This window comes from Paraburkholderia unamae (genome assembly GCF_003268775.1).
Classification (GTDB): domain Bacteria; phylum Pseudomonadota; class Gammaproteobacteria; order Burkholderiales; family Burkholderiaceae; genus Paraburkholderia; species Paraburkholderia unamae.
The window spans coordinates 16,883-41,158 of record NZ_QLSU01000014.1; the positions used below are offsets into that span (position 1 = coordinate 16,883).

The 24,276-nt window shown below is 64.7% G+C and carries 21 protein-coding genes; 10 read left to right on the plus strand and 11 right to left on the minus strand.

Going from position 1 to position 24,276, the window contains the following annotated elements:
* Window positions 1–66: 66 nt before the first annotated feature.
* The 3 genes from C7401_RS22705 (at window position 67) to C7401_RS22715 (ending at window position 4,272) form a co-directional block, all read left to right on the plus strand.
* Window positions 67–1,062 carry a LacI family DNA-binding transcriptional regulator gene (locus tag C7401_RS22705; protein WP_112173835.1) on the plus strand — a complete coding sequence of 332 codons (996 nt, stop codon included), beginning with the start codon at window positions 67–69 and terminating at the stop codon, window positions 1,060–1,062.
* Between the two features lie 150 nt (window positions 1,063–1,212).
* Window positions 1,213–2,997, plus strand: a complete 1,785-nt coding sequence (locus C7401_RS22710) for an IlvD/Edd family dehydratase (protein WP_112173659.1) — start codon at window positions 1,213–1,215, stop codon at window positions 2,995–2,997.
* A gap of 81 nt (window positions 2,998–3,078) precedes the next feature.
* Complete coding sequence (locus C7401_RS22715; RefSeq protein ID WP_112173660.1) at window positions 3,079–4,272, plus strand: fumarylacetoacetate hydrolase family protein; 1,194 nt, start codon at window positions 3,079–3,081, stop codon at window positions 4,270–4,272.
* 51 nt (window positions 4,273–4,323) lie between these two features.
* On the opposite strand, the gene C7401_RS22720 is transcribed toward C7401_RS22715, so the two are convergent.
* The 4 genes from C7401_RS22720 to C7401_RS22735 all read right to left on the minus strand — a co-directional run bounded on the left by C7401_RS22720 (window position 4,324) and on the right by C7401_RS22735 (window position 7,769).
* Complete coding sequence (locus C7401_RS22720) at window positions 4,324–5,439, minus strand: succinylglutamate desuccinylase/aspartoacylase family protein (RefSeq protein ID WP_112173661.1); 1,116 nt, start codon at window positions 5,437–5,439, stop codon at window positions 4,324–4,326.
* A gap of 47 nt (window positions 5,440–5,486) precedes the next feature.
* Window positions 5,487–6,263 carry an ABC transporter substrate-binding protein gene (locus C7401_RS22725; RefSeq protein WP_112173662.1) on the minus strand — a complete coding sequence of 259 codons (777 nt, stop codon included), beginning with the start codon at window positions 6,261–6,263 and terminating at the stop codon, window positions 5,487–5,489.
* 311 nt (window positions 6,264–6,574) lie between these two features.
* Window positions 6,575–6,862, minus strand: coding sequence for a hypothetical protein (locus C7401_RS22730; RefSeq protein WP_112173663.1), 288 nt, complete (start codon window positions 6,860–6,862; stop codon window positions 6,575–6,577).
* 214 nt (window positions 6,863–7,076) lie between these two features.
* Complete coding sequence (locus C7401_RS22735; protein WP_112173664.1) at window positions 7,077–7,769, minus strand: phosphatase PAP2 family protein; 693 nt, start codon at window positions 7,767–7,769, stop codon at window positions 7,077–7,079.
* Window positions 7,770–8,098: 329 nt separating this feature from the next.
* Between C7401_RS22735 and C7401_RS22740 the strand changes: the two genes are divergently transcribed.
* Together C7401_RS22740 and C7401_RS22745 are read left to right on the plus strand one after the other, a co-directional pair.
* The gene (locus tag C7401_RS22740) at window positions 8,099–8,434 is read left to right on the plus strand and encodes a BON domain-containing protein (protein ID WP_112173665.1); all 336 of its coding nucleotides are present in this window, start codon (window positions 8,099–8,101) and stop codon (window positions 8,432–8,434) included.
* A gap of 85 nt (window positions 8,435–8,519) precedes the next feature.
* The gene (locus C7401_RS22745) at window positions 8,520–10,484 is read left to right on the plus strand and encodes an enterotoxin (RefSeq protein WP_112173666.1); all 1,965 of its coding nucleotides are present in this window, start codon (window positions 8,520–8,522) and stop codon (window positions 10,482–10,484) included.
* 18 nt (window positions 10,485–10,502) lie between these two features.
* Here C7401_RS22745 and C7401_RS22750 read toward each other — a convergent pair whose 3' ends face one another.
* The gene (locus C7401_RS22750) at window positions 10,503–12,359 is read right to left on the minus strand and encodes a beta-galactosidase (protein ID WP_181565654.1); all 1,857 of its coding nucleotides are present in this window, start codon (window positions 12,357–12,359) and stop codon (window positions 10,503–10,505) included.
* Window positions 12,360–12,581: 222 nt separating this feature from the next.
* On the opposite strand from C7401_RS22750, the gene C7401_RS22755 reads away from it, so the two are divergent.
* Together C7401_RS22755 and C7401_RS22760 are read left to right on the plus strand one after the other, a co-directional pair.
* Window positions 12,582–13,100 carry a DUF308 domain-containing protein gene (locus C7401_RS22755; RefSeq protein WP_112173667.1) on the plus strand — a complete coding sequence of 173 codons (519 nt, stop codon included), beginning with the start codon at window positions 12,582–12,584 and terminating at the stop codon, window positions 13,098–13,100.
* 157 nt (window positions 13,101–13,257) lie between these two features.
* Entirely contained in the window at window positions 13,258–13,638 is a 381-nt protein-coding gene (locus C7401_RS22760; RefSeq protein ID WP_112173668.1) for a PLDc N-terminal domain-containing protein, read from the plus strand.
* 81 nt (window positions 13,639–13,719) lie between these two features.
* On the opposite strand, the gene C7401_RS22765 is transcribed toward C7401_RS22760, so the two are convergent.
* Both C7401_RS22765 and C7401_RS22770 read right to left on the minus strand, forming a co-directional pair.
* Complete coding sequence (locus C7401_RS22765) at window positions 13,720–14,046, minus strand: RcnB family protein (RefSeq protein ID WP_112173669.1); 327 nt, start codon at window positions 14,044–14,046, stop codon at window positions 13,720–13,722.
* 414 nt (window positions 14,047–14,460) lie between these two features.
* Window positions 14,461–15,990, minus strand: a complete 1,530-nt coding sequence (locus C7401_RS22770) for a sensor domain-containing diguanylate cyclase (RefSeq protein ID WP_112173670.1) — start codon at window positions 15,988–15,990, stop codon at window positions 14,461–14,463.
* A gap of 321 nt (window positions 15,991–16,311) precedes the next feature.
* Here C7401_RS22770 and C7401_RS22775 point away from each other — a divergent pair, with 321 nt between their 5' ends.
* Window positions 16,312–18,033, plus strand: a complete 1,722-nt coding sequence (locus C7401_RS22775) for a dihydroxyacetone kinase family protein (protein ID WP_112173671.1) — start codon at window positions 16,312–16,314, stop codon at window positions 18,031–18,033.
* Between the two features lie 24 nt (window positions 18,034–18,057).
* Here C7401_RS22775 and C7401_RS22780 read toward each other — a convergent pair whose 3' ends face one another.
* Window positions 18,058–18,792 (minus strand): metallophosphoesterase family protein, encoded by a 735-nt coding sequence (locus C7401_RS22780; RefSeq protein WP_112173672.1) that lies wholly within the window; start codon window positions 18,790–18,792, stop codon window positions 18,058–18,060.
* Window positions 18,793–18,946: 154 nt separating this feature from the next.
* On the opposite strand from C7401_RS22780, the gene C7401_RS22785 reads away from it, so the two are divergent.
* Together C7401_RS22785 and C7401_RS22790 are read left to right on the plus strand one after the other, a co-directional pair.
* On the plus strand, window positions 18,947–19,531 hold the full coding sequence (locus C7401_RS22785) for a TetR/AcrR family transcriptional regulator (RefSeq protein ID WP_112173673.1): 585 nt from the start codon (window positions 18,947–18,949) through the stop codon (window positions 19,529–19,531).
* A 96-nt stretch (window positions 19,532–19,627) separates the two neighbouring features.
* Window positions 19,628–20,368: an SDR family oxidoreductase gene (locus tag C7401_RS22790; protein ID WP_112173674.1), complete on the plus strand. Its 741-nt coding sequence runs from the start codon at window positions 19,628–19,630 to the stop codon at window positions 20,366–20,368.
* 20 nt (window positions 20,369–20,388) lie between these two features.
* Here the strand turns inward: C7401_RS22790 and C7401_RS22795 are convergent, their stop codons facing one another.
* From C7401_RS22795 to C7401_RS22805, 3 genes are all read right to left on the minus strand, one after another.
* Window positions 20,389–20,703, minus strand: coding sequence for a high-potential iron-sulfur protein (locus C7401_RS22795; RefSeq protein ID WP_112173675.1), 315 nt, complete (start codon window positions 20,701–20,703; stop codon window positions 20,389–20,391).
* Window positions 20,704–20,736: 33 nt separating this feature from the next.
* Window positions 20,737–21,996 (minus strand): c-type cytochrome, encoded by a 1,260-nt coding sequence (locus C7401_RS22800; RefSeq protein ID WP_112173676.1) that lies wholly within the window; start codon window positions 21,994–21,996, stop codon window positions 20,737–20,739.
* A 76-nt stretch (window positions 21,997–22,072) separates the two neighbouring features.
* Window positions 22,073–23,800 (minus strand): methanol/ethanol family PQQ-dependent dehydrogenase, encoded by a 1,728-nt coding sequence (locus tag C7401_RS22805; protein WP_112173677.1) that lies wholly within the window; start codon window positions 23,798–23,800, stop codon window positions 22,073–22,075.
* Between the last annotated feature and the right edge of the window lie 476 nt (window positions 23,801–24,276).

The following is a 24,276-nucleotide window of genomic DNA, read 5'->3' on the forward strand; positions in this document are numbered from 1 at the left end:
AACCTGATGGCCCATCTCCGCAATCCACCGCGTGTCGTCGGCGACGCGCCTTCCGGCCCGCCCCGCATGTCCGATGTCGCGCGCCTTGCGGGCGTATCGAAGATGACGGTTTCGCGCGTGCTCGCCGGGCACAGCGTGGCGCTGGCGACGCGCGAGCGCGTGCAGCAAGCCATCGACGAACTCGGCTACGTGGCGGACGCGGCGGCGGGTGCGCTCTCGTCGGGCCGCTCGGAATTCGTGGCCGTGCTCGTGCCGTCGCTGGCCAGTTCCAACTTCTCCGACACGGTGCGCGGCCTCTCGGCGAGGCTCGAACCGCACGGGCTGCAACTGCTGCTGGGCGACACCGACTACGACCTCGCGCGCGAGGAGCGGCTGGTTCGTTCCATGCTGCGTTATCAGCCGCGCTGCATCGCGCTCACGGGCTCGCAGCATACCGATGGCACGCGACGCCTGCTCGAACGCTCGCGCATACCCGTGGTGGAAATGTGGGACATGCCGGCGAGACCCATCGACATGGCCGTGGGCTTTTCAAACGTGCGTGCGGCCCGTGAAATGGTGCGATACTTGAAAGATCGCGGCTACCGGAAAATAGGCTTCCTCGGTGGCGCGAGCGACCTCGACCGGCGTGGTCTCGAACGCCTGAAAGGCTACCAGCAGGAGATCCGGGCGCAAGGGCTTGGCGAGCCGCGCGTCATACGCCTCGGCCAGTCGCCGATCACCATGAGCCACGGCGCACCGGCGCTCGACGCGCTGCTCGCGCAATGGCCCGACACCGACGCGGTCATGTGCGTGAGCGACATGTCGGCGTTCGGCGCGATCATGCAATGCCATCGCCGCGGCATCCGCGTGCCGCACGACATGGCCGTGGCGGGTTTCGGCAATTTCGAACTTGCCGCGTGTTGCCATCCGCCGATCACCACGGTGTCCGTCGACGCCTACGGCATCGGCTCGCGCACCGGCGAGCTGCTGCTCGCGGCCACCATGGCAGCGGGCCTCCCGCTCAAGCCCGAACACCGCAAGGTCGCGATCGATCATGCCGTCGTAGCCCGGGAAAGCGCGTAGTTCGACCTGGTGCACAGGCGCGGCGGCGCGTGATAACATCGAGAAATGTTACCGATAACAGAGCGTTGACGGAACGATAACGGAACGATCGGCAGGGCAGGCAAAAGCGGCCGCCCCAACGTCAGGACAAGGAACAACGGAGCAAGACATATGACCCAGCCCAACGCACGCCGCCTGCGCAGCCAGGAATGGTTCGACGATCCGGCCCACGCCGACATGACCGCGCTTTATGTCGAACGTTTCATGAACTACGGCCTCACGCGCGAAGAACTGCAATCGGGCCGCCCGATTATCGGCATTGCGCAAACGGGCAGCGACCTCGCGCCCTGCAACCGCCACCATATCGAACTCGCGCAGCGCACCAAGGCGGGCATTCGGGACGCGGGCGGCATTCCCATGGAATTCCCCGTTCACCCGCTTGCCGAGCAAAGCCGCCGGCCCACCGCCGCGCTCGACCGCAATCTCGCCTATCTCGGGCTCGTCGAAATTCTGCATGGCTTCCCGCTCGACGGCGTCGTGCTGACCACCGGTTGCGACAAGACCACGCCCGCGTGCCTGATGGCCGCGGCCACGGTCGACATGCCGGCCATCGTGCTGTCCGGCGGCCCGATGCTCGACGGCTGGCACCACGGCCAGCGCGTGGGCTCCGGCACGGTCATCTGGCACGCGCGCAATCTGCTCGCGGCGGGCGAGATCGACTATGAGGGCTTCATGGAGCTGACCACCGCTTCGTCGCCTTCCATCGGCCACTGCAACACCATGGGCACGGCGCTTTCGATGAACAGTCTCGCCGAAGCGCTCGGCATGTCGCTGCCCGGCTGCGCGAGCATTCCGGCGGCCTACCGCGAGCGCGGCCAGATGGCGTATGCAACGGGCAAGCGCATCGTGGACCTCGTGCGCGAAGACGTGCGGCCTTCGCACATCATGACCAAAGAGGCGTTCGAGAACGCCATCGTCGTCGCTTCCGCGCTCGGTGCGTCCACCAACTGCCCGCCGCACCTCATCGCGATTGCGCGGCACATGGGTGTCGAACTGAGCCTGGAAGACTGGCAGCGCGTGGGCGAGCAGGTGCCGCTCATCGTGAACTGCATGCCGGCCGGCGAATACCTTGGCGAAAGCTTCCACCGCGCGGGCGGCGTGCCCGGCGTGATGCGCGAACTCGACCGCGCGGGCCTCGTGCACCGCGAGTGCCTCACGGTATCGGGCCGCAGCATCGGCGCCATCGCCGACGGCACGCCCGAGCCCGACCGTGAAGTCATCAAGACTACTGACGATCCGCTCAAGCACGGTGCGGGCTTCATGGTGCTCTCGGGCAACTTCTTCGACAGCGCGATCATGAAGATGTCGGTGGTGGGCGACGCGTTCCGCCAAACGTATTTGAGCGAGCCGGGCGCGGAGAACAAGTTCGAGGCGAGGGCGATCGTATTTGACGGCCCGGAAGACTATCACGCCCGCATCAACGACCCGTCGCTCGAAATCGACCAGCATTGCATTCTCGTGATTCGCGGCGCGGGCACGGTGGGCTACCCCGGCAGCGCCGAGGTCGTCAACATGGCGCCGCCCGCGGAACTGGTGCGTCAGGGCATCACGTCGCTGCCCACGCTGGGCGACGGCCGCCAGAGCGGCACGTCGGCGAGCCCGTCCATCCTCAACATGTCGCCGGAGGCGGCCGTGGGCGGCGGGCTTGCGCTCCTGAAAACGGGCGACCGCATTCGCGTGGACCTCAACGCGCGCAGCGTGAATGTGCTGGTCGATGAAGCCGAACTCGCGCGCCGCCGCGAAACCGCGAACTTCGAGATTCCGCCCGCACAAACGCCGTGGCAGGAGTTGTACCGCAAGACGGTGGGGCAACTCTCCACGGGCGGCTGCCTCGAACCCGCCACGCTGTACCTGAAGGTGATCGCCGAGCGCGGCAACCCGCGGCACTCCCACTAAACCCGCATCGGGCCGGCGCGCGACACGCGCGGCCGGTCCCGCCGCATCGTCGGCTCCCATGAACTGGAGACACTGCGCACCATGACTTCGAACTCCCAATCAAACTGGCTTCCCGTCGATGTCGAGCAGGCCCTGCTCGTTGGCCGCGTATGGCGTCGCGCGGGCGAGCATGAAGGACCGTCCGTCGTGCTCGTTCGCCACGGCGAAGTGTTCGATATCACGCGCAGTGCGCCGACCACGGCCGATCTGTTCGATCGCGCGGACCTTGCCGCGTTCGCACGCACGGTGCAGGGCGAATCGCTCGGCCCGGTCGGCAAGCTGATCGAAGCGAACCTGCCCGCCGCGAACCTGCCCGACGGAGCGGCACCCGCGCTGCGGCTGCTCGCGCCCAATGACGTTCAGGCGATCAAGGCGTGCGGCGTGACGTTCGCGGTGAGCCTCATCGAGCGTGTGATCGAGGAGCAGGCGGGCGGCGACCCCGCCAAAGCCCAGGAGGTGCGCGCAACCATTGCGGCCACGATCGGCACGGATCTTTCGAAGATCAAGCCGGGTTCGCAAGAGGCGATGAAGCTCAAGGCGGAACTCGAGCGGCGCGGCGCGTGGTCCCAGTACATGGAAGTGGGCATCGGTCCCGACGCCGAAGTGTTTTCGAAATCGCAGCCCATGTCGGCCGTGGGCTTTGGCGCGGACATCGGGCTTCTGCCCGTATCGAGCTGGAACAACCCGGAGCCCGAAATCGTGCTCGCCGTGAACAGCCGTGGCGAGATCGTGGGAGCAACGCTCGGCAACGACGTGAACCTGCGCGACATCGAAGGCCGCTCGGCCTTGCTGCTCGGCAAGTGCAAGGACAACAACGCCTCGTGTGCGATCGGTCCGTTCGTGCGTCTGTTCGACGAGTCGTTCGACCTCGACACCGTGCGGCGCGCCAGCGTGGCGCTGCGCGTGGAAGGCGCGGACGACGGCTTCGTGCTCGAAGGCGTGAGCCACATGAGCGAGATCAGCCGCGATCCGGCCGATCTCGTCGCGCAGACGTGGGGGCGTCACCATCAGTATCCCGATGGTTTCATGCTGTTTCTCGGCACCATGTTCTCGCCGATCAAGGACCGCGATGCGCAAGGCGGCGGCTTCACGCACCACCTCGGCGACACGGTGACGATCACGACCCCGCAACTCGGTGCGCTGACCAACACCGTGCAGTTGAGCACCGAGATCGCGCCGTGGACCTTCGGCGTGCGTGCGCTTTACCGCAATCTGGCCGCGCGCGGCGTGTTGTGACGCGCGGCAGGGCCAATTAACCGATGCGCAGTTTTGGCTACTGCGCTGTCCTCAATTCGGCAGCAGCGCGCCGGTGCGAAGCGGGGTCGCCCCCGCGATCCACGCCACTTCCATGCCCGCGGTCGCGAAGCGCGCGCGCTGCCGCGCGTACAACACGCCGTTGACCGAACTCGTGAGCGTGACGACGCGATCGCCGAGCGGGTCCACGATGTCGGCGATGGGCTGGCCCGGTTCGACCCGCACGCCCACCGGCGCGCGGAATACGAGCACGCCGGAAACCGGCGCATGCAGCGTCTCGGCGCCCGCGAGCGGCGTGGCCGCGAACTCCAGTGGCGGCAGAGGCGCGGGCGTGCCGTCGATCACACCGCGATGCGTGAGGTATTCGACGATCGCGTTTGCGTCGCGCTCGGCGAACGCATAGCTCACGTCGGCCTGGCCGCGCAGCTCGATCGTCACGGAGATCGAGCCGTTCGGAATGGGGTAGCGCTCGCCGTAGCGCGCGCGCAATTCCGACCAGCAGAAGCTGTGGATCTCGTCGAATGGATTGCCGATCGAATTGAGCGCGAAAAGCGACGCTTTTGCGTCGAGGTAGCGCGCGAGCGGCTCGACATCGGGCCACAGTTCGGGGTTCGTGTAGAGATGCAGCGCGGCTTCGAAGTCGCAGTGCAGGTCGAGCACGACATCGGCGTCGTAGGCCAGGCGCTGGAGCGCGAGGCGCTGCGATGCCAGCTCGGTGGTGGGCGTCTGCGCGTCGAGTGCCTCGCGCATGGCCGCGCGCACCGCGAGCAGGTTCCGCTGCGCGTCGTCGCCCAGCCGCGACTCGACGTGCGGGATCACGAGCGTCGCGAGATCATGGAAGTGCCGATTGAAGTTCGACGCCGTACCGCTCTCGAAGCGGCCGAGCATCTGCCCGAGCAGGCGCTGGTTGAGGCCGATCGGATTCGGCACGGGCACGATGACGATTTCGCCGCGCAGCTTGCCCTCGGCCTCCAGCGCGGCCAGCCGTCTGCGCAAGGCCCAGGCGACCAGCATGCCGGGCAGTTCGTCGGCGTGCAGCGACGACTGGATATAGATCTTCTGCGCGCCGCACGGGCCATAGTGATAGCTCGTCAGGTGCCGCTCGGTGCCGAGCGCGGGGGAAATCAGCGGATGAGTCTGTATTTGCATGATGGCGTGAGCGCGCCGGGCGCATGCCGGCGCGCGCAATGAGGAGTTCAGGAGCCGTACACGTCGAACGTGAAGTACCTGGCTTCGATCTTCTTGTAGGTGCCGTCCTTGATCATGTCCGCGAGCGCCTTGTCCACCTTGACCTTGAGGTCGGTGTCTTCCTTGCGCAGGCCAATGGCGGCGCCGCTGCCGAGCGCGCCCTTCGGATCGTCGAGATTGCCGCCCGTGAACGCGAAGCCCGCGCCGCGCGCGGTCTTCAGAAAGCCCATGTCGGCCTGCACGGCGTCCTGTAGCGCGGCGTCGAGGCGCCCCGAGATCAGGTCCGCATAGACCTGGTCCTGATCCTGATAAGGCACGATCTTCACGCCGTTCGGCGCCCAGTTGGCCTTTGCGTAGGATTCCTGAATCGATCCCTGCTCTACGCCGACGGTCTTGCCCTTCAAGGCGTCCGCGGTGGGCTGGAGAGGCGAGCCCTTCTTCGCGACGAGACGGGTCGGCGTATGGAAGACCTTCGACGAGAATGCGATTTGCGCCTCGCGCTGCGGCGTCATCGACATCGACGAGAGCACGGCGTCGAACTTCTTCGCCTTCAGCGCGGGGATCATGCCGTCGAACTCGCTTTCGACCCAGACGCATTTTGCGTTCAGGCGTTTGCAGATTTCATTGCCGAGGTCGACGTCGAAGCCGACCAGCTTGCCATCGGCGCTCTTCGATTCAAACGGGGGGTAACTGGCGTCCACGCCAAAGCGGACAGTGGTCCAGTCCTTCGCGCAGGCGGAGGTTGCGATTGCGAGCATCGCCACGCACAGGGCAAGCTTCTTCATTGACGTTGAGTCTCCAATAGGTGTCGTCCACGCTGCCTCGTGGGCGGCGGCCGGGTCAACAGGAGGCTCGCTTGCCTGCCTTGTTGTATAGACAAGATAAGCAATCTCAAATATTGAAAATAGTAGGGTTTTCGCTGACGAGCGAGATGGATGTAGCGTGAAATGCGGGGGATTGGTGCGGAGGAGGGACTGGGAACTGCCGTGGGACGTGCGGCTTAAGTGTTTATTGTATAGACAACTATGGGGAGATGCGAGGTAGAGCGCCTCGCATCCGGCTGGCTGTGCCTGGGTCGCGCGGACCCGGGCACCGCTCAATCGTCGTCGTCGCCGTGCTTATGCCAGCCACGATGACGGCCGTGGTCGTGCCAGTGGCGTTCGTCCTCGTCGTCGTACCGGTAGCCATAGCCGTAGGCGGGTTGCTGGACATAGACCGGCGGCGGCGCTTCATAAACCACGGGCGGCGCTTCGACCACGGCCGGCGCCACATAGGTCGGGCCGGGAACGCCGAGATACACGCCGATATCGGCATGGGCGAACGCCGCGGTGCTGACGCACGCCCCGGCGAGTCCAGCGAAGAGAGTCAAGGTGAGGCGTTTCATGTGATTGTTTCCACTCGACGGACGCAGTTGTAATTGATGCGGATTCTAGTCGCGCCGGTCGCCAAATAAACTCATGGAATTGTCAATCGTGTAACGGGGGGTAAAACATCGGCCGTTATTGGCGGCTTAGGGGTGCCATAAGGTTCTCATAAGCTAAATCGCCTAGGCCGCGAAAACCGCCGCAACGCGCAATCCCTATTGTCGCCTTCACCCGTCACACTACCTTCAGCACCGAATGCGCGAGCCGCAGGAGATCGTCGAATTGCGTGATCAACTCGAAGCACACGAGAAACGCGATCATCGACGCGGGGCCGGGAAAGCGTAGCGTCCAGTCGAGAACCGGCGCTGCGGTTCGCTTGCGCACGGCGTCGCGCGTCATGATCCAGGTAATCGCCACGCCAATGGCGGCGCCGGCCAGCAAATCGGTCGGGTAGTGAAAGCCGAGATACGCGCGCGGCAAACAAATGAATAGCGCCGTGTAAAGCAGCGCGAGCGTGCCTATGCCGCGCCAGACCAGAAAGATCCCCGTCGCAATGGCCATCCACAGCATGGCGTGATCGCTGGGAAAGGAACTCCAGTTGCTTAGCGCGGCTTCGCGCAGCGCTTCCGAAGCGAAATGCAGATGCAGGTCCGGATTGAAAATCGGCCGCTCGCGAAATGGCAGAAAGTGCGCAAGCAGACGCCCTGCTGCAAGCGCGATCAGACCGCTCGCCACGGTGGCAATCACCATTTCGCGCTGCCAGTCGCGCCGCTTGTTCGGCTGGAACCAGATCCACAGCAATAGCGGGATCAGCAGGAAGCCCTTGAACGTATAAAGGCCCGCAATTACGCGAATCGCGTGATTGAGCAGAGGGCTGAGATGGATTTGTGTGAGGAATCCCAGAATGACGGTATCGAAGCGGGTCATTGATTGTGAGCCATTGCGCTGATTGAATTCGTGAGAAAAACGGCCGGGAACGGCAAGCCAGGCCGCCTTCGTGCGGGTTGCGCAGGGCGCTCCGCATCCTAGTTTTCAAATCACCGCGCATAGGTAAGGAATCGAAAGCAAGTGTAAATTTCACTCTGTCGCGCCGCCCTCCGGCGGGGAGCGCCAGGAAGCCGCCGTTGCGTGCAGGGCCCCGCGCGGCTGTAACTGATCGACACATATCGTTTCGTTTTCAGACGTTTCGAGGTGTCCGCATTGATTGGGGTCCGAGCACATTGGCATACGCGCGTATTTGGTCGAGGAAGGGAACAATGAAAATGACTCGTGCAGCACGGTGGACAGGCGGCGCGCTGATCGCGATCATGGCGTTTGGCGCGCAGGCGCAACCCGGCAGCGGCGTGCTGGCGACGCCGGGCGGGGCGCGGGACATGAACCGGCAACTGGAGTACGCGGTGTCGCGCTCGCTGAGCCGCACGAGCGGTCTCGACGCGACCGGCATTGCGGTGCGCGCGCACGATGGCCGTGTGACGCTACAGGGCCGGGTGCCGGATCAGTCGCAAGCGGCGCTGGCGCTGCGCACGGCGCAACGCGTGCAAGGGGTGAGGTCCGTGCAGAGTCAGCTGGTGGTGCGGGCGAGCGGTCGCTGAGTGCTTGCCGGCGCGCCTCGCTTGAATACGCCGGGCTGTTGCGGCTACCCTAGGCAAGCGGCACTCGCCCGAGACAGGTCCTCTCATGGAAGCCAACGATGCTTCGCCAACGCAAGCCGGCATGCCCGTGTTTCACCAGCGCGGCGATATCTGTTCGTTCGGCAACGACGCCATTGCGTTGCGCTGGACGCTGAAGGACGAACGCCTTGCCGACTTTTCGCTGATCGATGGCATACGGACGCACACGCTGCCCATCGTCGCGCCGTTCGCGTTATCGCGCGCGGACGCGAGCGTCGTGGGCGTCGACGAACTGAGGCTCCTCGCGCCGCTGAGCGAATCCACGCTCGAACCTGATTACCAGGCGTTGCGCCTGGTCGACCGTATCGCCGGCCGGCGCGTGAGCGCCACGCTCGGCGATAAGGAAGGACGCCTAAAGGTGCAATGGAGCGTGGAACAGCGGGAGGGCTCACGATACCTGCGCATGCAGCTTGCAGTGACCGCGCTGCTTCAGGACGAAGCCATTACCGTGGTGTCCTTGCTGGAAGCGCGCGCCGCCAATCCGCAAGCGAGCCTCGAAACAACAGGAACGCCAGTCGTCGCGGATAACTTCTATCTGGGCTTCGAACTGCCGCTGGCGGCCAGTCACGTGGACGGCGAGCGCATCAGCATGACGCTGCGGCGCACATTGCCGCTGGAACGCAGCCGAACTTTGACGTATAGCGCAGTGGCGGGCGTGGCGCGCGACGGGCAATTGCGGCGCGACTTCGCCACTTATCTGGAGCGGGAGCGCGCCCGGCCCTATCGGGCATGTCTGCACTACAACAGTTGGGGCGACATCGGCTACCTCACGCCCTACACGGAGCAGCAGGCGCTTGAACGCATCGAGACGATCGGCCGCGAGTTGCACGCAGCACGCGGGGTGCGCATCGATTCATTCCTGTTCGACGACGGCTGGGACGATCTTGGCGGCGGCTGGCAGTTCAGCAAGGCGTTCCCGCACGGCTTCGCCGCGCTGCGCGAGGCCGCGGCACGCTATGGCGCAGCACCGGGCGTATGGCTTTCCCCCTGGGGCGGCTACGGTGCGCCGAAACAGGAGCGCGTAGCGCACGGTCGCGCGGCCGGGTATGAGGTCATCGATAACGGCTTCGCGCTATCGGGGCCGCGCTATTACCGGCGCTTTCATGAAGTCGTCATGGCGCTGCTCGAGCGCGATGGTGTGAACCAGTTCAAGTTCGACGGCACCGGCAATGCCGACAGCGTGTTTCCCGGCAGCCTCTTCGATAGCGATTGGGACGCGGCCATTCAGCTCATCGGGGACATCCGCGCGGCCAAACCGGACACCTTCGTCAATCTCTCGACAGGCACGCATCCCTCGCCGTTCTGGCTGCGCCATGTCGATTCGATCTGGCGCGGCGGCAGCGACGACGGTCAGGCGGGCAGCGGCGCGAACCGCGAGCGCTGGATCACCTACCGCGACGCGCAGACCTGGCGCAACGTCGTCGCGCGCAGTCCGCTGTTTCCGCTCAATTCGCTGATGCTGCACGGCATTTACTATGCGCAGTGCAATGCGCGCCTCAATACCTCGGCGGGCGGTGCGTTCGCCAACGAAGTGTGGTCCTACTTCGGCAGCGGCACGCAATTGCAGGAGCTATACACCACCCCGGCGCTGCTGGGCGCAAGCGACTGGGACGTGCTCGCGCAAGCCGCCCGCTGGGCGCGCGAGAACGGCGATGTGCTGCGTGACAGCCACTGGATTGGCGGTGCGCCGGACGAGCAGGCGATATACGGCTGGGCGGCGTGGTCGCCTCACAAGGCGATCGTCACGCTGCGCAATCCGGCGAATCGTGCGCAGCGCTTCGCGCTGGAGTTGCGGCATGAGCTTGAGTTGCCCGCCACCGGGACGCAGCGATTTCATACGCGCGTCGTCCGGTGTGCAGGGCGCACCGCGATTCCGCCATTGCTCGATGCCGACAAGCGGCAGGAGGTCCTGCTCGGACCGTTCGAAGTGCTTACGCTGGAACTGACTCCGGCCATTGAGGCGCGACGATAGGGGGCGCGAGGCGCATGCCTATGACAAGCTATCGGCTAACCGAACCGGCTTCGATTCGACCTGGTGCAGGTCGAAAACGAGCACCTCGTTCACGCCTTGCGTGAGCCACGGGGCGGGGCAATAGAGGCGTTGTTGCGGGCCGATATGCCAGTAGCGCCCGAGGTTGTGGCCGTTGACCCACACCACGCCCTTGGTCCAGCGGCTCATGTCGAGCCACGTGTCGCCCACGGTATCGAGAACGAGACTCGCCTTGAAAAAGAGTCCGGGCTTGAGCGGATTCGTGCAACGTTCCTGCAAGTTGGCGATGAACGTTTCATCCATCGGCAGCAGGAAGACTTCCCAGTCCGTGAGCCAGGCCAGCGACCCGTCGGCGTTCTTCAGACTAACCGGTTCGAACAGTCCTTTGCGGTCGACGATCTCGGGCCCGAAATTGACGCGTCCCATGCCTTCGACAAGGATATCTAACGAAAATTCTTCGTCCGGCGTCGCCTCATGGTTCGGTGTTATCGAAGGAAGCGCGAGCGGTGCACGATGCATCACGTTGAGCGCTTGAGCGTGGGCGAGCGGCATGCGCATTCTCGACACGGCGCCCACATAGCGGTCATCGACGAAAACGGTTGCGTAGTCGTGCACGCCGCTAATGTCCAGCGCGCCCGCCGCGTGGGCAGGCAGCGCCTTGCGGTAGAGCGCGAAGCCAAACGCCTGACCATGGTGTTCGAAGGACTGCGGATTGCCGTCTGGCTCGCGCGGCAGCGCGGCGGGCAGGTTATCCCAGATCGACGCGTAGCGCGTTGGCAGCAACGCACCGGACGCGGCGCATGCCAGCGTGGCGATGGCCTCGGGTACGTCGGGCAACGGCTCGCGCAGATAGCCCGCGATGATCTCGCGGTACTTCCTGTACTTGGGCGTTGCCGCGCCTTGCTCGTCGATCGGTGCGCAGTAGTCGTAGCTCGTGATGTCGGGCTGATAATTGCCGGCATCGTCCACGTTCGCGCCGGCATAAAAGCCAAAGTTCGTTCCGCCATGAATGACGTACAGGTTGAACGACAGGTGTCGCTGCATGAATTCGGCGAGCACGCCGGAGAGATCGTAGTCCTTCCCGGCGAAACCGGCTTCGCCCCAATGCGTGAGCCAGCCGGGGTACACCTCGCCAGCCATGACTGGCACCGTGGGAAATGCGCGGCGCGCCGCTGCGATCCTTGCCGCGTCGCCATTGCTCAGCGCAATCGCGCCGCCTGCTACCGTGGTGCGATTGCGTTCGAGTTGCGGGAGTCCGTCTTCGGTATAGAAGGGGCCGCCAATGCCGGCGGCAAGCCAGCGTTGCCGGAGTTCTTCGAGGTAAGCCGGATTGCTTGCGTAAGAGCCGAATTCGTTCTCGATCTGGATCATCAAGATGGGTCCGCCGTGCTCGATCATCAACGGTAGAACGCGGGGAGCCAGTGCGTCGATATAACGGGCCACGGCCGCCATGTAGCGCGGGTCGGTGGCCGAGTCGGTGCGCAAGCGGATATCGGGTTCGCTCAAGAGGTACGAAGGAAGGCCGCCCAGGTCCCATTCGGCGCACACATACGGTCCGGGACGCAGCAGCACCCACATTCCCTCTGACTGGCACAGGCGGATAAAGGCCGCGATATCGCGGTCGGCGCTCTCGAAATCGAATACGCCCTTATGGGTCTCGTGATAATTCCACATGACGTACAGCGCAACGCAGTTCATCCCCATGGCTCTCGTCATGCGAATCCGGTGTTGCCAGTATTCATGCGGGATGCGGGCGGGGTGCAATTCGCCGCTGCGAATCTGCATGGGCTCGCCGTCGAGCAGGAAGTGCTCGCCATGGGCGCTGAAAGTGAAACGGTGGCGGCTTTCGAGGTTCACGATGCACTCGCACTTCGGCGCCGCGAGGCGCGGTTCAACACGGCGTGGCACGGAGCGCGCTTGTATTTGCGGACTCAGGCACTATACTTTCGATTCACGATTGCTAGTAGAACGCTTAATTTCGTAAAGGCCAGCGATTCAACCATTCGACAACCCGACACGCATACGCGCAAGCCAGTGGCGGCCGGCTATGTAACCGTATAGACCCAGTTACATTCGAATATGAAAAAGCGTGCATTCTTCCCTGTCGCGAGTTCCACGCTCCTCGTGGCCGGCGGCATCCTCTGCATCGTCTTGTCGCTGACCAACCGGTCGCTGATCGGCACGCTTTTCATCGCGAGAATGCTGCTGTTCTGCGGCTTCGTGCATGCGTTGAACCTGTTCATGGCGAGAGGCTGGAAGCTCACGCTCAGGCGCATTCCGCCGGTCGTCGTGCCGCTGCTCATTGGTATCCTGATCCTCGTGAATGACAGCGCGCGGGCGCGCGGCCTCACCGTCATGCTGATGATCTTCTTCGTGCTCGACGGCTTCTTCAAGATCATTGCGTCGATCGAGCAGGACGTGAGGATCAACAACATCGGCATTGTCAGCGCCACACTGTCGTTTCTCCTTGCCATCTTGCTTGCCGCCAATTTCCCGAGCGTGCCCGTGCCGCTGCTCGGGCTATTTCTCGGGCTCGATCTCATCGCGATGGGCCTCGCGCCGATTGGCCGGAGCGAGCGCACGCGCGGTCTGGCCTGACGACAGGAACGGCGGTCCGTCCGGGCGCCCTGCATGCCGGCCGGCCGTGAGCAGTCAGGCAGTCAGGCAGTCAAAGTGTACGGCGTCGTCTCGCATCCATGATGCCCGCGTTCGCGCGCCGTTGCGGGTTTCGTCACGCTACCCACGGAGAGCATCCATGATCTTTGCAAATGGATTTACGTTTTCGAACTTTATTATCGATACCTTTTCGATATTCATGTTCATCTTGTGGTTCTGGTTGTTCATCACGATAACGAGCGATCTGTTCCGCAGAAGCGATATATCGGGATTTCTGAAGATTGTCTGGGTGATCTTTCTCATCGTGCTGCCGTATATCGGCATATTCGCCTATATCCTCACGCAGGGCCGGGACATGGCGACGCGCAACCAGGAACGCGCGCAGAAGGCGCGCGACGAACTGCGGCAGGTCGTCGGCTACAGCATTGCCGATGAAATCGAAAAGCTCGACCGTCTGAAATCGACAGGGTCGCTCACGGAGGACGAGTACAAACGCCTCCGCTCACGACTGGTCGACTGATGTGTGCACAGGCATGGCGTTCGTCCATGCCTGGATTCGAGGTCTATCTTCGCGGGGCTACCTTCGCGTAGCCCCCCCGCGTCATTCCGTACCCGAAACGATCTTCGAAATCTTCCAGTTGCTCCGGGTGACCAGCACGTAGTCGCCGTTCACGCCGAGCCATTGCTGACCCCGCTTCGGCGCGTCGAGACTATGTGACTTCCAGTCGTTCATGACGTAGTTGTAATGCCGGTACTTCGACGGAACCTGCTGCCCCTCGTGCCAGTCGCGATGCGGCATGGTCGGCATGACCTGCTGGCGGCCGGTGCCCTGGCTTTGGTCGCCGCCCGATGCCCCTTGTGCGAACACGGAAGGGCTAACGCCGATGAGGAGCGCTGCGATGGCGGAAACGACGAGTTGGCTTTTCATGGTTCGATCTCCAGAGGCAGGAAGAGGAGTGACGCCGCGCATGAGCGCGAGTCTGACCGCGCGTTTGACCGGACAGGAAGCCGGTGTCGAGACCGGTTATGAAACGTCCGGAAAGCCTTGCTTTGCGATTGGGCGAACGGACCCTTAAAAATCTGGGTGAATCGCTCGAAATAGCGGATTTAAGTGTTTGAATTATCTATTCATAGTAGTAGAGAGAATTCCGACTTCAAGAAATTTACATTCGATCGATTTTGTGGCGGTTTCGAGTATTTGTGATGAATAAGCGCGCGTGTTATCCGTTTGATAACACCTGGAGATTGGGGAGACCCATTACGGATGTTGGCTGATTGATTCGGACTGGAGATCAATCCGGAAACCGCGCTAACCGCGCGCCCCCCAAATAGCGGGCGCGCGTTACGCCGCGCAGGTCGCAACCCGGTTCCTGCCGCGCGCCTTGGCGTCGTACAACGCCTGATCGGCCGCCTTGATGACCTGGGTGACGTCGATGTCCTGCTCCGGCGTCCAGCTCGCCGAGCCGATGCTCGCGGTGACGCGGCCATACTCGCTTTCCGAATGCTCGATGGCGAGCTCGCTGATGGCAAGGCGGATTTTCTCGGCAATCGCGTATGCGCCTTCGCGCAGCGTATCGGGCAGCACGACGATGAATTCCTCGCCGCCGTAGCGCGCGGCCGTGTCGGCGGGCCGCCGGATGTTTTCGCCGATGCAGCGCGCCACGGCCGCAAGCGCGTCGTCGCCGGCCTGGTGGCCGTATTTGTCGTTATAGGCCTTGAAGCGGTCGATATCGACGAACAGCAGGGAGAACACGCCGCGCGCGCGCCTCGCGCGCCGCCACTCAAGGTCGAGAATTTCGCCTAGCGTGCGGCGATTGTGCAGGCCGGTGAGGCTGTCGGTTCGGGCGAGCAGCTCCAACTCGGACTCGGCGCGCATTCTGCGCCGCAACTGCGTGCCCAACATGAACGAGAGCGCAACGAAGCCCAGCGCGAAAGCGCCCATGAGCGAGCCGATCGTGAGCGCTCGCCGCCGCCATGCGGCGTAGATATCGGGTTGTGCTTCCGCGACCATGATGATGAGCGGCAACTGCGGAAAATTACGGAAGAAATACAGTCTGCGCACGCCGTCGATCGACGACGTGTCGAGAAAGCTGCCTTCGGCCGCCGAGCGGAATTTGCGGAACGTGCTGGCCTTGCTGATGTTGCGCCCGACGACCGCCGAGTCGTAGGGCTGACGCATGATCATCACGCCGTTTTGCGCGATCACCGAAATCGCGCCATGCGGGCCGAGCGAAAGCCCCGCGAAAAGGCGATGAAAATACTCCAGATTAATGGCGATCATGACGATCCCGGCGAAGCTGCCGTCGGCGTTCGAGAGCCTGCGGCTGAGCGCGATGCTTGGCTCGCCGTTGCGCAGGCGCGAGTGGAACGGCGCGCTGACGAAGAGACCGGCGTTGGGATTGTCGCGCTGGACCGTGAAGTAGTCGCGATCGGCGAAATTGGCCTTGCGCGGCGTGTCGCTTGCCGAGTCCATGACGACGTTGCCCGCCGCGTCGAGCACGAGCATCGAGCCCAGGTAGTCCGCCGTGGCGGCGCGATCGAACAGAAGCTGGCTGCGCAGATGCGGCGGCAGCGCCATCACCTCGGGCTTGCCCAGGCCGTCGACGACCGCTTGCAGCGAAAGCGCGTATAGCTCGAAGTTGCGTTCGATGTCGCGCTCGGCAATGAGCGCGACATTGCGCGAGTTTTCGCGCGCGCGTTCCATTGCGTCGTGGCGGCTTTGGTAGAGCACCGTCGCGCACAGCGACGCCATGACGAAGGCCACCACGAGGCTGCCATAGAAAATGGCGCGCGGCCCTGTGAGCCATTTGATGAGCCTGGCGCGACCAGGCACGGACGGGGGCGCGCTACGATCCTCTCGCGGTGGGTTCATGTCTTTCAGCTACGTTCATCGCCGCCCATTCCTCGCGTGCATTTCCCCGCTCACGGCGGGCAAAGTGGCCATGGCGCGCCCGCCATGCAGGCAGCGAAGGCGCAAACAAGTCCGCGTTTCGGACGCTACTGCCTCAATATCGGGTATTCGTCGTACGGGTTTGATTGGTATTTTTACCTACACGACGCCAGGTGATGCGCAGTGAGTGCGTAGTGAAGCGCGCGCCCATGCCGCGCGCATGTCCCGCTTGTGTATCTCGTGTTTCAATAGGCGGCGCGGCGCACCGCGCCACTGTTCCTGTCATTCTTTCCAGGCACCGTCATGAAGAAACTCGTCAACAGCCCGTCGCTCGTCGTGCGCGAGATGCTCGAAGGCATTGCCCGCACCGCGCCGCATGTCGGCGTTCTCGGCGACGAAAACGTTCTCGTGCGCAAGGGGCTTTCCGCCCCGCCGCAGCGTAGCGTCGCCGTGATTTCGGGCGGCGGTAGCGGTCACGAGCCCGCGCACGGCGGCTATGTGGGCCAGGGAATGCTCAGCGCGGCCGTTTGCGGCGAGGTGTTCACCTCGCCGCCCACCGACGCCGTGCTTGCCGCGATTCGCGCGAGCGCGGGCCCGAACGGTGCGTTGCTCATCGTGAAGAACTACACCGGCGACCGGCTCAATTTCGGTCTCGCGGCCGAATTGGCGAGATCCGTGGGCATCCCCGTGGAAATCGTCATCGTGGCCGACGACGTGTCGCTGCGCGGCCGCACCGAGCGCCACCAGCGGCGCGGCATTGCGGGTACGGTGCTCGTGCACAAGATCGCGGGCGCCGCCGCGGCCAGGGGCGATGCGCTGGCGCAGGTGGCGGCTATCGCGCGCAGCGTGGCCGAGAACCTCGGCACAATGGGAGTGGCGCTCGACGGATGCACGCTGCCCGGCGCGGAACAGGCCGGCTTTCGCCTCGCGGAGAACGAGATCGAACTCGGCATGGGCATTCACGGCGAGAAAGGCGTGGAGCGCACGGTGCCGCTGCCGGCGCGCGAATTGGCGGAAACGCTGCTCGCCAACATCATCGACGAACTCGCATTGAAAAGCGGCGAGCGCGTGGCGCTGCTCGTGAACGGGCTGGGCGCGACGCCCGAAATGGAACTGGCGATCATCATGCGCGATGCATTCGAGAGCCTGAACCGGCGCGGCATCGCCGTCGAACGCGCGTGGACGGGCACCTTCCTTTCGGCGCTCGACATGCCGGGCTGCTCGATCTCCCTGCTGCGACTCGACGATGCGCGCATCGCGCTGCTCGACGCCGATACCGAGGCACGTGCGTGGCCCGGCGTCGGCACGCTCAATCTCCAGATTCGCGTGGAGCCCGCGGATGGCGGGTACGGCTTGCTCGCGGACGACGGTGCGCCGCAAGTGCCGGGAGGCAGCGAAGTGTGGGAGCCGCGCCTGAAGCCCGCGTTCGATGCCGTGGCGCACGCGCTGCTGCAAAACGAGGCGCTGTTCACCGATCTCGACACCCGCGCCGGTGACGGCGATCTCGGCGCGAGCATGAGTCGCGCCGCGCACGCCATCCTCGCCGTGCCGCAAGGTGCGCTCGTCACGCCGCACGGCGCGCTGGCCGCGCTTGGCGCCGCGTTGCGCCGCGCGATTGCGGGCAGCTCGGGGCCGTTCTACGCTACGGCGCTGCTGCGTGCTTCGCGCACGCTCGCGGCGCATGCCGAGCCGGGCGCGCGCGACTGGGCGGCCGCGATGCGCAGTGCGGCCGCAGCGATCACCGAACTGGGCGGCGCGAAGCCGGGCGACCGCACGATGCTGGACGCATTGACGCCCGCGGTCGACGCGTTCGAAAACGGGCTGAACGCGGGACAACCCGTTGGCGAAGCATGGGCCGCTGCGGTGCTCGCCGCCGGGCAGGGCGCCCACAACACGGCTCACATGACGCCTCGCGCGGGCAGGGCGAGCTATCTGGGCGAGCGCGCCAAGGGCTCGCCCGATGGCGGCGCGGTGGTGGTGGCGTGCTGGCTGAAGGCCTTGCAACCGTACATCGGCGCGGCTTGAGAGTCTGGCCGGGCGCGCAGCGCGTCAGCAGTAGCCGGTGCGCAGCGCCCGTTCCCAGTCGGGGCGGCCGTTCGACGCCGCGAGGTCCGCGGCGGCATGCCAGTCATATTCGACGGCGCGAAACTCCACTTCCCAGCCGCGCGGGCTACGGGTGACGCTCGCGTAACGCGCATGCGGCGAGCCCATTTCCATGCGATGCGCGAAGGGCTGGCTGTCTTCGTAGGCGGGCAGGCCGACACTGCCGGGATTCACGATCAGGCGGCCGTCCGCTAGCTTCATCGTGCGCTGGAGATGGGTATGGCCGCACAGGATCAGCGTGGCCTCGACATCCGCCGCGCGGCGGCGAACCTCGTCGTGCGTGGCGGTCCGGCAGCCGCTCGCCATGACGGTTTCGAGGAAATAGGAGAGGTCGTCCTGCGGGGTGCCGTGCACGAGCAGCACGTCGTCATCCAGCCGGAGCGTGGCGGGCAAGTCGCGCACCCAGGCCAGTTGCGCGTTGCTCAGCACGCCGCGCGCGAAGCGGTCCGATGGCCCCATGCGCGCAGGGTCCGCGCCGAGCAACTGCCTTTCATGATTGCCCCGGATCGTGGGCAACCCAAGACGCATGAGGAGGTCGGCGGTTTGCGAGGGATAAAGCGGGCCAGAGAGAATGTCGCCGAGGTTGACGATCACGTCCGCCCCTTGCTGCTGAATATCGGCCAGCACGGCTTCCAGCGCCGCGAGATTGCCGTGAATATCGGAAAGCGCCGCGATTTTCATGGTGCGAACGGAACATGCCGGTGGGAGTTCACGATTCGCCGATTCTCGATGATCCGCCGCGCGATGTCCACGGTTCGATGGCGCGCGTTTGACTCACGGCTGTGCGTTTTCGACTGTTATTGACAGATCAGTCCATTAATTCTATTCTCACCCCATGGTTAGACCACGAGAGTTCGATCGGGACGAAGCGCTGGAGCGCGCACTGCGCGTTTTCTGGGCGAAAGGCTATGCGTCGACGTCCACAGAGGATCTGCTCGCCGCGATGAATATCGGGCGGCAGAGCCTGTATAACGCCTTCGGCGACAAGCGCAGGCTCTACCTCGAAGCGCTGGAACGCTATCAGCGCGAAAGCACGGCGGGGCACCTGGCGCGCCTGAATGGCGAGGCTTCGCCGCTGGACGGCATCGAGGCGCTCTTGCTGGGCCTCGTGGCCGACGACGACGGCGAGCGCGCGCTGGGCTGCATGGGCGTGGGCGCCGTGAGCGAATTCGGCGCGGACGATGTGGAACTCGCGGAACTGCGCGGCAAGGTCGGGCCGAAATTGTCGCGGCGGCTGGCGGAGCGCATTCGCGAGGGCCAGGCGAGCGGAGAAATCGACTCCGGTTTCGACGCGCGCCAGGCCGCCGCCTTCGTGCTGATGACGATGCAGGGCATCCAGCTTGGCGCGCGTGCGGGAAGCGACGCGAAAAGCCTGCGCACGCTGGCCCGCTTTGCCGTCGACCGTTTCAGGGCGCGCTAGCGCAAGTCGATTCACGCAGGACCGCATCAAGCGCGAGCGATGCTCGCGCTTTTATTTGCCTAATTATGGACTGAACTGTCAATAAAGGGGAGATCGATGGAAACCCAGACCAGTCTGGCCGGAAAAACCGCGCTCGTTTTTGGCGGCTCGCGAGGCATCGGCGCTGCCGCCGCGCGACGGCTCGCGCGAGAGGGCGCTGATGTCGCGCTGACCTATGTTTCGGCTCCGCAGCGCGCGGCCGAAACGGTTGTGGCAATCGAAGCCGCGGGGCGCGCCGGTCTCGCCATTCAGGCGGACAGCGCGGACCCGGCCGCGATCAAGGCGGCGGTCGCGAAGACCATGGAGCGCTTCGGCAAGCTCGACATCGCCGTGGTCAACGCGGGCATCCTGATGCTCGGCGACATCGCGACCGTGAGCGTGGAGGATCTCGACCGCATGCTCGATATCAATGTGCGCGGCGTGTTTCTTTCGATCCAGGCCGCCGCCTCGCGGCTTGGCGAAGGCGGGCGCATCATCACGATCGGCAGCAATACGGCGGTGCGCAGCGGCCACCCCGGCTCCAGTGTCTATGCCATGACGAAAGCGGCCGTTGCCGTCATGGTGAAGGGGGCCGCGGTCGATCTGGCGAGCCGCGGCATCACGGTGAACAACATCCAGCCAGGTCCCACGATCACGGACATGACCGCCGATCATATCGAGGCGATCAAACCGCTCATCCCGCTCAAGCGCGCAGCGGACCCGGACGAGATCGCCGGGCTCGTTGCGTGGCTCGCGCGCAAGGAAGCGGGCTACATGACAGGTTCGAGCCTCACCATGGACGGCGGCATGGCACTGTGAGCCGCGCGTGACGGCGGCGATCAGGCGCGCTGCGCGTAGACGTTGCACCAGCCATCGGCCGCCACCGCCTTGCCGGGGAACATCGGGCACGGGCCGGCCGCCTCGCCGGCCGCGCCCGTGTAGAAGCGGCAATTCGCGCAGCGTTGGCCCGCCTGATACTTCGGGAACTTGCCCGCGTCCACGCTGCTCGCCTTGACGCGATAGCCGAGCGACTTCGCTGTGGCGTCGCTTTCGTCAACGGCAGCGGGTGCGGCGAATGCGCTGCCCGTCGTTGCGAGCGCCGCGCACAATCCGGCGGCTTGAAGGATGAAGGTTCTGCGATTGCGGGTAATCATGCGGTGTCCTGACTGATATTGAATGGCAAGAGGTTAGTGGCGCGGGCCGGCGTTCAGCGGCGTCGTCGACGTTTGCGCGACATCGGCAGTCAGCTTGGCATTGCCTGCGTCATACCCGTTGGTGTAGAGCAGGAAGGCCATCAGGTCGGCGTATTCCTGATCGCTCATCTTGCCGGGACGGTCGGCTGGCATGTTGGTCGACATGTACTGGTAGATGCCGCCTATCGTCAGATGCGAATTCGCCGCCGGGGCGAAGGCCGGTCCGCTCAGCGCGGGCGCGGTGATGCCTTCGAGTTTCTCGCCGTGGCATTTTGCACAGGAGTCCGCATAAAGATGCTCGCCGTGTACGACCTGGTCGTGATCGAACGCAGGAGCGGCGCCGCCCGCCGTTGCTGCGACCTTGATGATCGCGCCTGCCGTGCTCTCGCGCGGTGCGCGCGCCGAACGGATGGCGGAATGCGCGTGCGGCAGGTTCGCGCCGTCGAGGTAGGCGACGCTCGTGTGCGCATTGCTCGCGCTCGCCGCGCCTTGCGGCAGCGTCCAGCCGCGCGTGAGCGAGGCGAGGCGGCCATCGTCATTCATTTGCGCGAGCGTGTCGTCAATGCGCTTTTGCAGCGCCTGCATGCCGGGGGCCGAGGCGAACACGAGGTTCCAGTCGGCATAGGGCGACGACGCGGCCGAAATGGCGAACTGATGTTCCGGGTGCTTGCGCTGATAAGCCACGACCGCCGGATACCAGACGATCGCGCGCTGCGCGCGACCCTTGGCGACGGCATCGACGGTGAGCGCCGACGTATTTTCCAGATCGAAGCGCGCGTTCTTCTCCTGCACGGCGATCAGTTGCGACGGGCTGGACCAGGTGGCGGCGATGGTTTCCTTGCCGTCGGGGGAGGTCGGCGCGGCGTGCCCGCTGTGTGCGTCGCGCAACGTGATGCTCACGTAGCCCGAGCGCAGATAGCCTTGCGAGAAGATCATCTGCGAGCCCGATGCGTCGGCGACAGTCGAGCGCGGGAAGCCCACGACGAGGTCGCAGTCGCGGCCGAGCGCGCCTGCGAGTTCGTGGGCCGAGATGCCGTCGTCGCCGCCGTCGTCGTCGATGCCGCGCGTGACGAATGTGGCGGGCACGCCCGCGCTCTTGAGCACGGCGCTCGCCACGCTCTTGTCGAGCGTAGCCGAGGGGCTGCCGGGCAGCGTGCATACGCGCACGGCGGTCGTCGCGGCGCGCACGGGCGCTTGCGCGACGCCTGCCGCGAGTGCGACGGCCACCGCGATATGGGTGAGTCGGATGTTCATGGTCATACGTTCCAGTAAAAGCGGGAGACGCCGCGCACGCGAAGCCGTCGCGCGCGGCGGATAACAGGTGCCGTGCTCAGCCCCGGTCGAGCGCGAACACGTAGAGCGTGCCGCCGCGCGGCACGTCCTTCGCCACGTCGGCCATCGGGCCGCCCCAGATCGGATTCGCGCCGCCGTAGCCTGCGAGCACGGCCACGTATTCCTTGCCGTCCACTTCGAACACCGACGGTTGCGCGATGATGCCGCTCGCCAGTTGCGGGCTCTCCCACAGGACCTTGCCCGTGGAGACGTCGAACGCGTAGAGATGGCCGTCGAGCGAGCCGCTGAACGCGAGACCGCTCGCCGTGGTCGCCACACCGCCGTTCCAGGGCATCTTGCTCCAGTGACCCCAGAGCTTCTTGCCCGTGTTCACGTCGATAGCCTGAAGTTCGCCGAAGCCTTCGCTGCCCGGTTCGGGCTGAATTTCAAAGCCTTCGCCGAGATAGGGCAGGCCTTCCATGTAGCTCACCGACTTGCCCGAAAGGCTCATGCACGCATGTAGCGAGGGCACTACGGCAATATGGCGCTCGGGATCGTAGGACACCGACCACCAGTTCTTGCCGCCCAGAAAGCTCGGGCAGGTGTTGATGGTCGTGCCGGCCTTCGGGTATTTCGACTCGTCCTGCACGGGCTTGCCGTCGGCGGTGTAGCCCGTGACCGAGGTGGCCTTCACGAACGGCTCGGCGTAGATCAGCTTGCCCGTCTGGCGGTCGATCGCGTGGAAGAAGCCGTTGCGGTCGGCGTGGATGATGGCGTCGTAATCCTTGCCCTTGTACTGAATGTTCGCGAGGATCGGCGTGTTGACGCCGTCATAGTCCCAGGTGTCGTTGCTCGTGTATTGATAGTGCCACTTGAGGTCGCCGTTCTTCGGGTCGAGTGCGAGCAATGAATCGGAGTACAGATTATCGCCGGGGCGCAGCGCGGCCAGCCACGGGCCGGGATTGCCCACGCCCCAGTACAGCGTGCGGCTCGCGGCGTCGTACGTGCCGGTGAGCCACGCGGCGCCGCCGCCGTGCGCCTGCATGCCGTCGGGCCAGGTTTCCGCGCCTTTCTCGCCCGAGCCCGGAATGGTGTAGCGCTGCCACTTGATCGCGCCGTCGTTGGGGTCCAGCGCCGCAATATATCCGCGAATGCCGTACTCGCCGCCCGAGGTGCCCACCACGATCGAGCCGTCGAGCGCGAGCGGCGCGAGCGAGAACGCGTAACCCAGGCCCGGCTCGAACATCTGCTTCTTCCAGACCACGTTGCCGCTCTTTGCGTCGAGCGCGGCGATCTCGCCGCTCAGCATGGCGATATAGACGTTCTTGCCGTACAGCGCGACGCCACGGTTCACCACGTCGCAGCAGGCGGTCTTGAACGACTCCGCGCCGAGCTTGGGCTCGTATTTCCAGAGCTGCGTGCCCGTTTTCGCATCGAACGCGTAGACGTTGTCCTTCGGTGTGCTGACAAAGAGATAGTCGCCGTTGACGATCGGTGTCGCCTCGAAGCCCTGCTTCAGCTCGGCGGGGAACTGATAGCTCCATGCCTGTTTCAACTGGCCCACGTTCGAAGCGTCGATCTGCTTGAGCGGCGAATGCGACTGGCCGTTGTAGCTGCGATAGTAGGTGAGCCAGCCGGGATCGCTCTGCGCGCGGGTCAGGCGGTCGTAGGTCACGGGCGGATAGTCCGAGGCGGCATCCACCGGACCGGTGTTCAAGGTCGTCGCCGTGGCGATGACCATTGCGCAGGCCGTGAGCCGGCTTGCCGCAGCCGAGCGTCTCTTCATCTTCGTCTCCTGGGTATTTGTGGGTGCACGGCCGGCAAGCGGTCAGGGGCGATGCATGAAGAGTGGCGCCGATCCGGGTGCGTACCCCGTATCGCAAGTCGTGTGCCATTCGCGCCAACGCCCCGCGCGGCGGGCGATTGCGGGCGATGACGCGCGTGCGGGCCATGCGTTGCGCGGCGGCAGATGTGTTGCATCCCGGTACAGGCCATCGCGAAAAGTGTTGGCGAACGTGACAGTCGATCCTGCGCGAGGGGCAATCGAAAAATAGTTGTGTACGCATCGATATGCGAATGACGGTTCAACACGCCTCGCGAGGACGCGCTCGGTGCGCTCCATTTCGATCGTACGAATCCCTTCGCAAATCGTGGGGCCGTATCCGCTGGATTCGCCGGATTCGCGCGTATCGGGGTGAGCCCGCATTTCGCGCAGCGAGCGATTTGCGGTATTACACAACCTGGCGAATCGACGCTGCGCAA

Bases quoted from the DNA above. Each gene is read 5' to 3' on its own strand.
- C7401_RS22705 (WP_112173835.1), top strand. From the start codon at position 67: ATGTCCGATGTCGCGCGCCTTGCGGGCGTATCGAAGATGACGGTTTCG.
- C7401_RS22710 (WP_112173659.1), top strand. From the start codon at position 1,213: ATGACCCAGCCCAACGCACGCCGCCTGCGCAGCCAGGAATGGTTCGAC.
- C7401_RS22715 (WP_112173660.1), top strand. From the start codon at position 3,079: ATGACTTCGAACTCCCAATCAAACTGGCTTCCCGTCGATGTCGAGCAG.
- C7401_RS22720 (WP_112173661.1), bottom strand. From the start codon at position 5,439: ATGCAAATACAGACTCATCCGCTGATTTCCCCCGCGCTCGGCACCGAG.
- C7401_RS22725 (WP_112173662.1), bottom strand. From the start codon at position 6,263: ATGAAGAAGCTTGCCCTGTGCGTGGCGATGCTCGCAATCGCAACCTCC.
- C7401_RS22730 (WP_112173663.1), bottom strand. From the start codon at position 6,862: ATGAAACGCCTCACCTTGACTCTCTTCGCTGGACTCGCCGGGGCGTGC.
- C7401_RS22735 (WP_112173664.1), bottom strand. From the start codon at position 7,769: ATGACCCGCTTCGATACCGTCATTCTGGGATTCCTCACACAAATCCAT.
- C7401_RS22740 (WP_112173665.1), top strand. From the start codon at position 8,099: ATGAAAATGACTCGTGCAGCACGGTGGACAGGCGGCGCGCTGATCGCG.
- C7401_RS22745 (WP_112173666.1), top strand. From the start codon at position 8,520: ATGGAAGCCAACGATGCTTCGCCAACGCAAGCCGGCATGCCCGTGTTT.
- C7401_RS22755 (WP_112173667.1), top strand. From the start codon at position 12,582: ATGAAAAAGCGTGCATTCTTCCCTGTCGCGAGTTCCACGCTCCTCGTG.
- C7401_RS22760 (WP_112173668.1), top strand. From the start codon at position 13,258: ATGATCTTTGCAAATGGATTTACGTTTTCGAACTTTATTATCGATACC.
- C7401_RS22765 (WP_112173669.1), bottom strand. From the start codon at position 14,046: ATGAAAAGCCAACTCGTCGTTTCCGCCATCGCAGCGCTCCTCATCGGC.
- C7401_RS22770 (WP_112173670.1), bottom strand. From the start codon at position 15,990: ATGAACCCACCGCGAGAGGATCGTAGCGCGCCCCCGTCCGTGCCTGGT.
- C7401_RS22775 (WP_112173671.1), top strand. From the start codon at position 16,312: ATGAAGAAACTCGTCAACAGCCCGTCGCTCGTCGTGCGCGAGATGCTC.
- C7401_RS22780 (WP_112173672.1), bottom strand. From the start codon at position 18,792: ATGAAAATCGCGGCGCTTTCCGATATTCACGGCAATCTCGCGGCGCTG.
- C7401_RS22785 (WP_112173673.1), top strand. From the start codon at position 18,947: ATGGTTAGACCACGAGAGTTCGATCGGGACGAAGCGCTGGAGCGCGCA.
- C7401_RS22790 (WP_112173674.1), top strand. From the start codon at position 19,628: ATGGAAACCCAGACCAGTCTGGCCGGAAAAACCGCGCTCGTTTTTGGC.
- C7401_RS22795 (WP_112173675.1), bottom strand. From the start codon at position 20,703: ATGATTACCCGCAATCGCAGAACCTTCATCCTTCAAGCCGCCGGATTG.
- C7401_RS22800 (WP_112173676.1), bottom strand. From the start codon at position 21,996: ATGAACATCCGACTCACCCATATCGCGGTGGCCGTCGCACTCGCGGCA.
- C7401_RS22805 (WP_112173677.1), bottom strand. From the start codon at position 23,800: ATGAAGAGACGCTCGGCTGCGGCAAGCCGGCTCACGGCCTGCGCAATG.